This is a genomic window from Methylobacterium sp. 2A (assembly GCF_009806555.1).
Taxonomy (GTDB): Bacteria; Pseudomonadota; Alphaproteobacteria; order Rhizobiales; family Beijerinckiaceae; genus Methylobacterium.
This window is the reverse complement of record NZ_VUOK01000021.1, coordinates 247,389-259,849: the sequence shown is the minus strand read 5'-3', so window position 1 is coordinate 259,849 and position 12,461 is coordinate 247,389. Positions and strand designations below refer to the sequence as shown.

At 68.5% G+C, this 12,461-nt stretch carries 12 protein-coding genes; 7 read left to right on the top strand and 5 right to left on the bottom strand.

The features are described 5' to 3' along the window. The first annotated feature begins 86 nt into the window (after positions 1 to 86). A complete protein-coding gene (locus tag FVE89_RS12250; protein WP_160534223.1) occupies positions 87 to 749 on the top strand; it encodes a class II aldolase/adducin family protein in 663 nt (220 codons plus the stop codon). 39 nt (positions 750 to 788) lie between these two features. Here the strand turns inward: FVE89_RS12250 and FVE89_RS12245 are convergent, their stop codons facing one another. From FVE89_RS12245 to frc, 3 genes are all read right to left on the bottom strand, one after another. Next, positions 789 to 1,610, bottom strand: coding sequence for an acetoacetate decarboxylase family protein (locus tag FVE89_RS12245; protein ID WP_160534222.1), 822 nt, complete (start codon positions 1,608 to 1,610; stop codon positions 789 to 791). Positions 1,611 to 1,914: 304 nt separating this feature from the next. Continuing rightward, a complete protein-coding gene (locus FVE89_RS12240; protein WP_160534221.1) occupies positions 1,915 to 2,847 on the bottom strand; it encodes a methionyl-tRNA formyltransferase in 933 nt (310 codons plus the stop codon). Between the two features lie 129 nt (positions 2,848 to 2,976). Then, positions 2,977 to 4,254, bottom strand: a complete 1,278-nt coding sequence (gene frc, locus FVE89_RS12235; RefSeq protein WP_160534220.1) for a formyl-CoA transferase — start codon at positions 4,252 to 4,254, stop codon at positions 2,977 to 2,979. Positions 4,255 to 4,702: 448 nt separating this feature from the next. Here frc and FVE89_RS12230 point away from each other — a divergent pair, with 448 nt between their 5' ends. Continuing rightward, a complete protein-coding gene (locus tag FVE89_RS12230; protein ID WP_160534219.1) occupies positions 4,703 to 4,987 on the top strand; it encodes a hypothetical protein in 285 nt (94 codons plus the stop codon). A 73-nt stretch (positions 4,988 to 5,060) separates the two neighbouring features. On the opposite strand, the gene FVE89_RS12225 is transcribed toward FVE89_RS12230, so the two are convergent. Further along, positions 5,061 to 5,762, bottom strand: a complete 702-nt coding sequence (locus FVE89_RS12225; RefSeq protein WP_160534218.1) for a hypothetical protein — start codon at positions 5,760 to 5,762, stop codon at positions 5,061 to 5,063. A 443-nt stretch (positions 5,763 to 6,205) separates the two neighbouring features. On the opposite strand from FVE89_RS12225, the gene FVE89_RS12220 reads away from it, so the two are divergent. Genes FVE89_RS12220 through FVE89_RS12210 form a run of 3 tightly spaced genes read left to right on the top strand, consistent with a single transcriptional unit; the run spans position 6,206 to position 9,599 of the window. Continuing rightward, positions 6,206 to 8,089, top strand: a complete 1,884-nt coding sequence (locus tag FVE89_RS12220) for an MHYT domain-containing protein (protein WP_160534217.1) — start codon at positions 6,206 to 6,208, stop codon at positions 8,087 to 8,089. Further along, complete coding sequence (locus FVE89_RS12215) at positions 8,086 to 8,538, top strand: response regulator (protein ID WP_160534216.1); 453 nt, start codon at positions 8,086 to 8,088, stop codon at positions 8,536 to 8,538. The genes FVE89_RS12220 and FVE89_RS12215 overlap by 4 nt, the downstream gene beginning before the upstream one ends. Next, positions 8,535 to 9,599 carry a response regulator gene (locus tag FVE89_RS12210; protein ID WP_160534215.1) on the top strand — a complete coding sequence of 355 codons (1,065 nt, stop codon included), beginning with the start codon at positions 8,535 to 8,537 and terminating at the stop codon, positions 9,597 to 9,599. Before FVE89_RS12215 ends, FVE89_RS12210 begins: the two co-directional genes overlap by 4 nt. A gap of 3 nt (positions 9,600 to 9,602) precedes the next feature. On the opposite strand, the gene FVE89_RS12205 is transcribed toward FVE89_RS12210, so the two are convergent. Further along, entirely contained in the window at positions 9,603 to 10,166 is a 564-nt protein-coding gene (locus FVE89_RS12205) for a TetR/AcrR family transcriptional regulator (protein WP_160534214.1), read from the bottom strand. 108 nt (positions 10,167 to 10,274) lie between these two features. Here FVE89_RS12205 and FVE89_RS12200 point away from each other — a divergent pair, with 108 nt between their 5' ends. Together FVE89_RS12200 and FVE89_RS12195 are read left to right on the top strand one after the other, a co-directional pair. After that, positions 10,275 to 11,363, top strand: a complete 1,089-nt coding sequence (locus tag FVE89_RS12200) for an efflux RND transporter periplasmic adaptor subunit (protein ID WP_202130735.1) — start codon at positions 10,275 to 10,277, stop codon at positions 11,361 to 11,363. After that, positions 11,363 to 12,454, top strand: a complete 1,092-nt coding sequence (locus FVE89_RS12195; protein ID WP_160534212.1) for an efflux RND transporter periplasmic adaptor subunit — start codon at positions 11,363 to 11,365, stop codon at positions 12,452 to 12,454. Before FVE89_RS12200 ends, FVE89_RS12195 begins: the two co-directional genes overlap by 1 nt. The last annotated feature ends 7 nt before the right edge of the window (positions 12,455 to 12,461 follow it).

Below are 12,461 nucleotides of genomic sequence, written 5' to 3'. Positions count from 1 at the left end.
CCAGCCGCACGCACGACGCGAGCCCGGCGCTTTACGGCGCCGGGCTTTTGCGCATACCCGAGGCCCGGGCCTTCCGGAGATCGGGCATGGACAGGGACGAGCGGATCGCGCGGGAGAGCGTCGTGGCGGCGGCGCGGGAGCTCGACGCGCAGGGCCTGAACCGCGGCACCTCGGGCAACGTCTCGGTGCGTTTCCGCGATGGGTTGCTGATCACGCCCTCGGGCCTGCCGACCGCCCGGATGCGGCCCGAGGATGTCGTGCCCCTGGAGTTCGACGGCACGCACCCCGCGGACCAGAAGCCGTCATCGGAATGGCGCTTCCACCGGGACATCCTCGCGTCCCGTTCGGATTGCGGCGCGGTTGTCCACGCGCACCCGGTCTACTGCACCGCCTTCGCGCTGTGCCGAAAGGAAATCCCGGCGGTCCACTACATGATCGCGGCCTTCGGCGGCCCCAGCGTCCGCTGCGCGCCCTATGCGCCCTACGGCACCGCCGAACTGTCGGAGCTGGCGCTGGCGGCGCTGGTCGATCGCAATGTCTGCCTGCTCGCCAATCACGGCATGATCGCCGCCGGAGCGAGCCTGGAGAAGGCCCTCTGGCTCGCCGTCGAGCTGGAAACGCTCTGTCACCAATACGCGGTCGCGCTGCAGGTGGGCACGCCGGCCATCCTGTCGGGTCACGAGATCGACGCGACCGTGGAGCGCTTTCGCGGATACGGATTGAACGCGGCGAGCGACAAGAGCCGGTGATTTCACCGGGAGCCCGCAGGGCCGCCTTGCCTTTGCCGATCAGGCCAGCACGCGCTGGTCGAGGAAGCTTTTGCCGCCGTGCGAATGCACCACGGAGCCGCCGCGCGGCTCGATCACCGGCAGATCCGCCAGGGCGTTGACGACATGCGCCATGGTCGGCAGGTCCGACCATGCGGCGCGGTGGAAGCGCACCGTGGCATCGCCGATCTGTCGACGATCGATCGTGACGTGCGGATCGGCGAGCGGCGTCAGGGTGACCTGATGGATTTCGGCCTCACCCCAGGCCCCGGTCCGCGGGATGTACTTCACCATCAGGGTTCCGTCCGAAGCGGGCGTGGGGCCCGGACCGGACGCGTCGCGCAGCGCGGAGACGGTGAGATCGAGGAAGCGGAAGCCCATCCACCCGGCTGTGCAGACCTGTGCGCCCTCCCATAGACGCGGTTCGGCGATCTCCGCGTACAGCTTGGGATGCCCGATCTCGTCGCGCCCCGTGATGATCGGATCGGCGAGGTTCTCCCAGACGACGGCCAGCAAACGGCCGGTGGCCGCGTCCCGGGCGCCCTTGAAGGTCACCGGCCAATGGACGTGGATCATCGCGTAGCCGCGACCCGCCAACCATTCGATCCCGGTCAGGTAGTGGCATTCCACCGTTACGACCGGCTCGCCGGAGAGGCTGAACCCTTCAGGCAGATGGCCCTCGAGTCGCGCCGCATCGGTCAAGAAGCTGGCCGCGAGCGAGAGCCGTCGCGGACTGTCCTTGGAATCACCGCCGATACCGTCGGGCTTCTGGCGCGGCCCCGGGGCCGGCCCGAAATGCGTCGGCATGCGATAGATGCGGCCGGCCTCGAAACGATACGTCATCGCTGTTCCCCTCGATCCCGGGATGTCGCGAAGTCTGCATCGTCTATCGTCGATGACTATCCGATCATCCGCCCGGGGATCGACTTCGATGCGCGCGACAGGACTTGATGCTATCGCATCGCGCGGCCGAAATGAGCGGCCCCATCCTTATTTCTGTGATGCCACTTTGAAATGGTCGGCGGCCTGGCAAGCCAGGATTGCGGAGCCCTGCGGCGTCTGGGCGGCACGCGCCTGGCCGAGCCCGCTCAAGCCAGACCGGGCGACGTGCGCGTCAGAGGCGCGTGGGATGGCGCCTCTGTCTCGGTCAGCGGCCGAGCGCCTGCCCCAAGGTGAGCCCGGTCTCCCGGGCGTAGTCGGCGGCCGCGACCTTCTTGCCGCCCTCCGGCTTGACCTTCCGGATCTCGATCTGGCCGCCCTGCGCGCAGACGGTGAAACCCGCGTCGTCGATCGCGATCACCTCGCCGGGCTTGCCCTTCACGTCGCTCAGGCGCCGGACCGGGTGCAGGCAGGAATCGAAGATCTGCAGCTTCTGGCCGCCCCGGGTCGTCCAGGCGCCGGGGGCAGGGTTGGCGGCGCGGATCAGGTTGAAGATCTGCTCCGCATGGGCCGACCAATGGATCTCGGCCTCCGCGGCGCGGAACCAGCCTTCGTAGGTCGCCGCGTCCTCGTCCTGATCGATCTCGACATGCTGGCCCGACACCACGAGGTCGGCTGCCTCCAGCATCGCGTCGACGCCCATCGGGAAAAGGTTGTCGAAATACACCTCGCCCAAGGTCGCGTCGGCGCCGATCGCGCAGGTCTTCTGGAGGATCACCGGTCCCTCATCGAGGCCATCGGTCGGCCGGAAGATCGTGAGGCCGGTCTGCAGATCGCCCCGGGCGATCGGCCAGTTGATCGAGGACGGGCCGCGATACCGGGGCAGCAGGCTCGGATGATACTGGATCGTGCCGTGCTTCGGGATCGTGACGAAGCTCTGCGGCGCGAACTGCAGGACGTAGGCCATGATGCCGATATCGGCATCGAGGCCACGCATGGCCTCCTCGGCCTCCGGGCTCTTCAGGCTCGGAAACTGGAAGACCGGGAGACCCTTCTCCTCGGCGGCGGTCTTCAGGACATCCGGCTTGGCCCCGGGCTTCTCCGGTGCGCAGAACACGCCCGCCACCGTGTCGCCGCGCTGGAGGAACGCCTCCAGGACGGCCTTCCCGAAATCCTGCTGACCGATGAAGGCGATGCGCATGCAATCTCCGAAAGCGTCATGCGACCCGCGTCGCGGGGTGGGGAAGGGGCCGCCGGCTCGTCGGGAGCCGCCGGTTTCCTCGTTCGGCTGCGGGGGCGGTGGACCACCCGCGCGTTGCAAACCCTCAGCTCACTCGGCCGCGATCTTCTGGATCGCGCCGATCGCCCCCGAATTGGCGATCTCGCCGACCTCCGCCTCGGAGTAGCCGAGCACGCTGCGCAGGATCTCCTCGGTGTGCTCGCCGAGCAGCGGAGACCGCGCCACCTCGCTCGGGCTCGCCGAGAGCTTGATGGGGTTGCCGACCGTCAGGTACTTGCCGCGGGTCGGGTGATCGACCTCCACGATGGTACCGGTCTTCCGCAAAGCCTCGTCCTCGGCGATCTCCTTCATCGACAGGATCGGGCCGCAGGGGATGTCGTGCTTGTTGAGCGTGTCCATCGCCTCGAACTTCGACACCTTCATCGTCCACGCCTCGATGCGCGTGAAGATCTCGTTCAGATGCGGCAGGCGAGCCTTCGGGGTCGCGTAGTTCGGGTCGGTCTTCCAGCCGGGCTCGCCGATGATGTCGCAGATCGGCTCCCACACCGCGGCCTGGGTGATGACGTAGATGTAGGCGTTGGGATCCTGCTCCCAGCCCTTGCAGCGCAGGATGCGCCCCGGCTGGCCGCCGCCGGAATCGTTGCCCGCCCGCGGGGTCGCCTCGCCGAACGGGATGCCCTCGCCGAACTGGCTGTACTCCTTGAGCGGCCCGTGCTGGAGGCGCTGCTGGTCGCGCAGCTTCACCCGGCACAGGTTCAGCACGCCGTCCTGCATGGCGCAGTCGACCCTCTGGCCGAGGCCGCTATGGGTGCGGTGATAGAGGGCCGTGACGATGCCGAGCGCGAGATGAAGCCCGGTGCCGGAATCGCCGATCTGCGCGCCGGTCACCATCGGGATGCCGTCGCGGAAACCGGTCGTCGAGGCCGAGCCGCCGGCGCATTGCGCGACGTTCTCGTAGACCTTGCAATCCTCGTAGCGGCCGGGCCCGAAACCCTTGACCGAGGCCAGGATCATCCGCGGGTTGGCCTCGTGGATCTTCTCCCAGGTCAGGCCCATCCGGGCGAGCGCGCCGGGCGCGAAGTTCTCGACGAGGACGTCGCACTCCTTGATAAGACGCCACAGCACCTCCTTGCCCTTCGGATTCTTCGAATCGAGGGTGATCGAGCGCTTGTTGTGGTTCAGCATCGTGAAATACAGGCTGTCCACGTCCGGGATATCCTGGAGCTGCTGGCGCGTGGCATCGCCCACGCCCGGCCGCTCGACCTTGATCACGTCAGCCCCGAACCACGCGAGCAGCTGCGTGCAGGTCGGGCCGGATTGAACGTGGGTGAAGTCCAGGATGCGGACGCCTTCGAGGGCCTTGGTCATGATCGGTCTCGGAGCTGGGGACGGTCGTCGGGAGTGCGGAAGTCGGTTCAGGCCGACCGGGCAGACGGCGGGCGGGCAGCCTCGCTCCGCAAGGCACGGCGCGGACTATCGGGGCAGCCTCGCCCCATCCTCGAACGAATCATATCTGCACGTCCTCCCAAAGCGCGGCCTCGTCGTCTCGCGAAACCGTCGTGCGGATCCCGATCTGGGCTCCATCGTCTGTATACCACATGCCATTCGTGCCATGCGAGACCCCATTTGGGCCATGATCCGGCGGCGGGCTACCTACCGTAAGCTGTCCCGGCAAACGGCTCAACGCGCTGCTATTGGTGAAAGGCTGGATCGCGTCCGACACCCCTTGGCATCCATCCGAATGCGGTCCATGATTTTGCCAAAATCGGAAGCCGGCAGGCCAGCCGAGGAACACAACGCCACAGGAGGGACGCCCATGCTCGCCAGCACCAGCCTGATCAAATCGTCCTGGATCGCGGTGGATGTCGCCTGCGACCGGGCGGAGCGCGTGCTCGTGGTCGAGACCTATATCGCGGTGAGTCCGCTGGAACCCAATTTCGACGCCGCGCAGTACGAGCGCGTCCTGGCCTGCGTGCAGAAGGTGCTCAAGTCCCACCCCGAGATCGACCGGGCGTCGATCCTGAGCATGCATCGCGGCTCCGGCTGCACGGCCCTGTTCCGCGATCCCCCGGCGACGGTGGAGCGGCCGGCGGCCGCTTGAGACGCTCGCCTGCGAGGGGAATACCGGGTCGGCGCGCGCGGACGCGATGCGGTCGAGCACGGCCGTAGAAGCGTCAGGATGAGTGTTCCGTCGGATCGCTGGAAGCCTCGGGGGGCGTGAGGGCGACGCGCGCCGCGTGGAACCACCAGAGCGGGATGTCGCGATTGGCGTGGACCAATTCCGACGCCCAGCCCTCCTTCGGCATGACGTCGGCGCGGTCGGCGAAGAGGCGCAGCGCGCTCTCGGCCCGCTCCCGCAGACAGCGCTCGCGAATCGCGTCCCGCTCCGCCGCGGCCCGCGCTTCGGTCTGCTCGATCAGGCGGCGCGTCGCCAGATCGTCGGCATCGAAGGCGAAGTGCTGCCAGAAACTCTCGGCCTCCCGCGCCACATCCCGCTCGCGCTGCATCCGTGTCAGGGCCGACTCGGCCACATCGCGGGCGGCCTCGGCGGTTTCGGCGCGGTTGAGCAAGCGATTGTTGGCCTCCAGCAATTCCCTCTCGCGTTCCGGCGCCATCCGCTGACGCCGGAGCACGCGCAACTCCTCGTCGGCACCCGCGCGTTCCGACGCGTCCGCGATGATTGGGGCGAGGGGGCCGGCCGCGAGGGCATCGACGCGCCTGAGATAGCGCTCGCGCAGGCCCGGATGATCGACATCGAGCGCCATGTCGTCCCAAGCGGGAAGGTTGGGCTGCTCGTCGCGGTCGCAGCCATACAGGGCGCGCGCCAGGGAACTGCGCAGATCGTCCGGAAACGGCGCCGTGGCGTGTTCGTTCATGGACCTGCATTCGGGCGGGGCAATCGATCCAACCTACAACGCGGCTCGACGTTGAAGGAAACCGCCCGAGGCCAAAGGACGCGAATTTTTCTTCGCCGCGTCATTGTTTCGAAGAGCGACCGGTCGAAGGCGTCGTCGATCCTGCAGCGCCTCCGTGTTTGTATGAAAACGCGCAATTCTTTTCAGGCGTTCGGTGCATCCCGGATGCCTGTGCAGATCTTCAATGTCACGGATTTGCGGAGGGAAGAACGAGATACGTTCTTGCACCACGGACACCATTTCACGCCGCGACGCGAGATCGAGCCAGAAGGCATCATGGCCTCGGCGCCTGACACGGCCCCGAATTTTCAACCTTCCGTAGAAAGCGCCACGCCTTAACTTGTGGCGCGCCCAGCCGACGCAGGTTACATCGACGCTCGCACCCGTGTCGCATCGATGCACCCATGAACCATACGGGCTACAACCCGGCGCTCGTCGCCCTGTCGGTCGGCATCGCGGTTTTCGCGTCCTACACGGCCCTCGATCTCGGCGCGCGCATGCGCCGGCCGTCACCCGGCCCCCGCTGGCCGTGGATCATCGGATCGGCGCTGGCGATGGGCGGCGGCATCTGGTCGATGCACTTCGTGGGCATGCTGGCCTTCGACATGGGCATGGCCGCCACCTACGATATCGGCCGGACCGTGCTCTCGCTCGTCATCGCCGTGGCGGTGACCGGACTGGCGTTCGCGTGGGTCGCCTACAGGGGTGAGGGCGCGTCGGCGATCCTGGTCGCGGGGCCGCTCATGGGGCTCGGCGTGGCGGCGATGCATTATACCGGCATGGCGGCGCTGCGGATCCCCGGCGACCTCGCCTATGACCCGGCGCTGGTCGCGGTGTCGGTCGCGATCGCGGTGAGCGCGGCGACGGCGGCCTTGTGGCTCGCATTCCGGGATCACGCGGTCGGCCGGAAGCTGATCGCCGCCGGCATCATGGGGTTCGCCGTCGCGGGGATGCACTATACCGGCATGGCGGCGGCGACCTTTACGGCCGAAGCGGCGGGCGCCCCCCATGCCCATGCCGTGATGCTGGCGCCGGGACAGCAGAACCTCGCGCTCTACGTGTCCGGGACGACGTTCTTCATCCTGTTCCTGGCGATGCTGGGTTCGTCCCTCGACCAGCAGCGCATCCAGCGCGACCTACAGGCCAGCGAGGCACGGTTCCGGGCCGCGGTCCAGGCGGTTCGGGGCGTGCTCTGGACCAACGATGCCACTGGCCAGATGATCGGCGAGCAGCCGGGCTGGAGTGCCATGACCGGGCAGACCCGCGAGGAGTATCGGGGCTACGGCTGGGCCAAGGTGGTTCATCCGGAGGATGCCCAGGCGACGGTGGATGCCTGGAACGAGACCGTGCGGACCCGGAGCACGTTCATCCACGAGCACCGCGTGCGCATGGCGGACGGGACGTGGCGCCACTTCGCGATCAGGGCCGTTCCGGTGCTGGATGCGCGCGGTGAGATCCGCGAGTGGGTCGGGGTCCACACCGACATCACCGAGCAGCGGGAAGCCGAGGCTGAGCTCAGGGAATCGAATGAGGAGATCCAGCGCTACGCCTACATCGTCAGCCACGATCTGCGCGCGCCCCTCGTCAACGTCATGGGCTTCACCAGCGAGCTCGAGGCGACGCGGCTCGACGCGCGGGCGGCGCTCGCCGGGCACCCGCAGGCGGAGCGGATCGACGCGGATTTCAGCGAGGCGCTCGGCTTCATCAAGGCCGCGGTCAACCGCATGGAAGGCCTGATCGCCGCGATCCTCAAGCTGTCCCGCGAAGGACGGAGGCAGTTCCGGCCGGAACGCCTCGATATGACGGCCCTGCTCCAGGGCCTCGCCGATACGCACCGGCACCAGGCCGAGGCGGCCCGCGCCGTGGTGACGATCGCGCCCGACTTACCCGCGATCGTCGCCGACCGGCTCGCGATCGAGCAGATCTTCGGCAACCTTCTGGATAACGCCATCAAGTATCTCGATCCGTCCCGGCCCGGGCAGATCGTGGTCACGGCCCATTCCGCCGGTCCGCGGGGCATCTGCTTCTCGGTCACCGACAACGGACGCGGCATCGCGGAGCGGGATCACGCCCGCGTCTTCGAGCTGTTCCGAAGGTCCGGGACACAGGACCGGCCCGGCGAGGGTATCGGCCTCGCCCATGTGAAAGCCCTCGTGAGAAACTTTGGAGGCCGGATCGAAGTCCGTTCGCAACTCGGCGAGGGCACGACCTTCAACGTGACCTTGCCGCGCGGCGCGTCTACAGCGTGCGTCGCGGATCCTGAACCGGCACCACGCGTTGCCGCATGAGCGTGGAGCGGCCCGTGCACCCCGTCAGCATCGTGATGATCGAGGACGACGAGGGGCATGCACGCCTGATCGAGCGCAACATCCGGCGCGCCGGCGTCAACAACGAGATCGTGGCGTTCCAGGACGGGACCTCGGCGCTCACCTACCTCCTCGGGCCGGACGGATCCGGCGAGGCGAGCGCCCGGCGCCACCTCCTCGTTCTCCTCGATCTCAACCTGCCCGACATGACGGGTCTCGACATCCTGGAGAAGGTCAAGGCGAACCCGCATACCCGCCGCTCCCCCGTCGTGGTGCTCACCACGACCGACGACAGCCGCGAGATCCAACGCTGCTACGATCTCGGCGCCAACGTCTACATCACGAAGCCGGTGAACTACGAGGGGTTCGCCAACGCGATCCGCCAACTCGGGCTGTTCTTCTCGGTGATGGAGGTTCCCCAGAACCCATGACCGCGGAGCAGGCCGGCGCGGACGGCGCCGCTCCGGCGGCGCGCATCCTCTACATCGACGACGATCCGGGCCTCGGACGTCTGGTCCGGCGTTCGCTGGAGGCGCGGGGCTACACGGTGGAGCTGTGCGCGAGCGGCGCCGACGGCTTGGTCCGGCTGGCGCAGGGCGGGATCGGCGCCGTGGCGCTCGACCATCACATGCCCGGCCAGACCGGCCTCGACCTGCTGCCGGAGATCCGCGCGCTGCCGCAGGCGCCGCCGGTGATCTACGTGACCGGCTCGGACGATTCGCGCGTCGCCGTCGCCGCCCTCAAGGCCGGGGCCGTGGATTACGTCTGGAAGGACGTGCAGGGCCAGTTCCGCGAACTCCTCTGCGAGGCCGTCGACACCGCGCTCCGGCAGGAGGCCCTGCGGCGCGACAAGGAACGGGCCGAGGCCGAGATGCGCGAGGCCCGCGACCGGGCCGAATTGCTGCTGCGCGAGGTCAACCACCGCGTCGCCAATTCCCTGGCCCTGGTGGCGGCCCTGGCGCACATGCAGCGCAACGCCGTCAGCGACCCCTCCGCCAAGGCGGCCCTCGACGAGATGCAGGCGCGGATCTCGGCCATCGCCGGCATCCACCGCCGGCTCTATACCTCGGACGATGTCGAGTCGGTCGCGCTGGACGCCTATCTCGGCAGCCTCATCGAGGAGTTGCAGGCCGCCATGCGGGCGAGCGGGCGGGACCACGCGATCCGGCTGCGCGCCGAATCGGTTCATCTCTCCCCCGACAAGGCGGTCTCGGTCGGCGTCGTGGTGACCGAACTCGTCACCAACGCCTACAAATACGCCTATCCGCCGGGCATGTCGGGCGAGATCCGGGTCGCCGTGGACCGGGACGGATGCGATTCGATCCGCCTCGCGGTCGAGGATGACGGCGTCGGCTGGACCGGCGAGGGCGAGATCCGCGGAACCGGTCTCGGTTCGCGCATCGTGCGCGCCATGGCGACGAACCTGCGTTCGGCGCTCTGCTACAGCCCCGGCGGGCAGGGTACCCGGGCGGTGCTTGCGTTCCGCGCGTGAGGCTCAGGCGCTCGATCCACCCGTCATCCGATCAAGGGCGGCGAGCATCGGTTGAAGCTCCGCTTCCCCGAGCTGGTGAAAGCCCAGCGCCCGCCCGATGAAGAGCCCCAGGATCGCGAAGAACAGCACGGAGCCCTCGCCCGGGCAGGCCCCCTCGATCCGGCTCAGGCGATCGAGCTGATCCGCCACGAAAGCCCGGTAATCCTTCAGCGCCTCCGACGAATCGAGGGAAGCAAGAAGTAGCGCACGGGACGATTCGTCATCCTCGCAGTAATGCGAGCGCACATGTGCGATCATCGCTTTGGGAAGTTGTGACGGGCCGGGCGGAATGGCGGCCTCGCAGGCGGCGATTTCTTCCCGGAGACGCGTGAGTTCCCGATTGACCAAGGCGGCGATTAGCGCTTCCTTCGATGCGTAATGGTGGAGCACGCCGCCTTTGCTGAGCCCAGCCTCGGCCGCGACCGCATCGATGGTCAGCGCGCGCGCACCGCCCTTCAGGAGAACCGCGGTCGCCGCTTCGAGGATGCTTTCGGGCCGGTCCGCCAGCCGTTTACGCTTGCCCTGCATCAGACACCACCTTAAAAACCGACTGGACGGTATGTAACGGAAGGGTTAGGAACGCGCCACGCCGTTTTCACGAACCCGGCCAGGGTGGTCGACCGCATGAAAATCTCCATGGACCGCGCCGCATTCCGGCTTCTCCTCGTAGTAAGCGGGTTCGGTGCCGTCGGGTGCGTCCATGCGGAGCCTGCGGCGATCGAGGGTGAGGCGCTGGCGCGGGTCCGAATCGTCGAAGCGCGTCGGACGCCAATCGCCTCGGAGGCCGTGCTGACCGGCGACATCCAGCCGCAGGCCCAGGTCAACGTGGCGTTTCGCACGAACGGCAAGGTCGTCGCGCGGCGGGTGGAAGTCGGCGATCACGTCGAGGCCGATCAGGTGCTCGGCGTGATCGAACCTCTGACCCAGCAGGCGAATCTCGACAACGCCAAGGCGGCCCTCACCTCGGCCGAGGCGCTTCAGACCCAGGCAAAGATGTCGTTCGAGCGTCAGAAGCAGCTTCTGGCAGGCGGCTTCACCACACGGTCCACCTACGACAACGCGGAGCAGGAACTGCGCACCACCCAGGCCGCGGTGGAATCGGCACGGGCCGCCCTCGGCACCGCGCAGGAGCAACTCTCGTACACGGAACTGCGCGCCGGCGTCGCCGGGATCGTGACGAGCCGCACCTTCGAGGTCGGGCAGGTGGTCCAGTCGGGCCAGACCGTCCTGGTCCTCGCGCAGGACGGGCCGCGGGATGCGGTGTTCAACGTCTACGAATCGCTCCTCGCCCAGCCGCCGGCCGGCGGCGCGATCACGGTGGCGCTGCAATCCGATCCGGCCGTGACGGCGACCGGGACGGTGCGCGAGGTCTCGCCAACGGTCGATGCCGCGAGCGGCACCGTCCGGGTCAAGATCGGCCTGAAGACGACGCCGCCCGCGATGGGGCTCGGCGCCGTCGTCGTCGGGCACGGCCGGTTCGCCCCGCACGAGGCGGTGGTGCTGCCCTGGTCGGCGCTCTACCGGTACGACGGAAAGCCGGCCGTATGGATCTTCGACCCGGCCAAGCGGTCGGTCGCGATCCGCGCCGTCGAGATCGACCGGTTCGGATCCGACATCATCGCGCTGAAGCGTGGCGTCGAGCCGGGCGAACGCGTGGTCGTGGCCGGCATCCAGTTCCTGCGCCCGGGCCAGACAGTGGCCGCCATCGAGATCGCCGACCACTGATGAAGACGCGCACCATCCTCGTTCTCGCGGCCCTCGCTCTGCTGGGCGGCTGCATCGATCACGGCGACGATTCGAAGGCCGACGCGCCGGTCCGGCCCGTGCTGACCCAGGTCGTCCAGCCGAGCGACACGATCATCCTCGGGCCGTTCGCCGGGACGATCGAGCCCCGCTACCAGACCCAGCTCGGCTTCCAGATCCCGGGCCGGATGGTGGCGCGCGACGTCACCATCGGCGACATCGTCAAGAAGGGGCAGCGCCTGGCCGCCCTCGACACGATCGTCAGCCGCTTCGACCTGACCCGCGCCGAGGCCGATCTCGCCGATGCCCGCGCCCAGGCCGAGAACGCCGAGGCGGCCGAAGCGCGGACGCGCCGGCTGATGACCGGCAACAGCGTCGCGCAGGCCACGCTCGATCAGGCGGTCGCCCGGCGCGACACCGCGCGGGCGCGGGTCGACCAAGCGCTGGCGAGCCTGCAGAAGGCCCGCGACCAGATGGGCTACACGGAACTCAAGGCCGAGTTCGACGGCGTCGTGACCCAGCGCCTCGCCGAGATCGGACAGGTGCTGAGCGCCGGCCAGGGGGTGGTCACCGTGGCCCGGCCGGATGTGCGCGAGGCCGTGGTCGACATTCCCGAGACCTATGTCGGCGCGTTGCCGCCGGATTGCCGCTTCACCGTCGCGCTCCAGAGCGCCCCGGACCTGACCACGACCGGCCGGATGCGCGAGATCGCACCGCTCGCCGAAGCCGGCACGCGCTCGAAGCGGATCCGCATCGCCCTGGACGATCCAGGTCTCGCCTTTCGCCTGGGCGCGACCATCGACGTCGCGCTCGCCAGCAAGGTCCGCCCGCGCTTCCTGCTGCCGCCCTCGGCGCTGCTGGAAGAGGGCAACCGCCGCTCGGTCTGGGTGGTCACGCCGGATGGCAAAGCGGTGACGCGGCGCGCGGTGACGGTGGCGGAGGAGCGCGACCGTGCGGATCAGGGCCGCATCGCCGTCATCGACGGTCTGCGGGCCGGTGACCGGGTCGTGGTCGCCGGCGTCCACTCGCTCAAGGACGGTCAGCCCGTGCGGCTGACGGACGACGCCGTCTGAGCCGGCG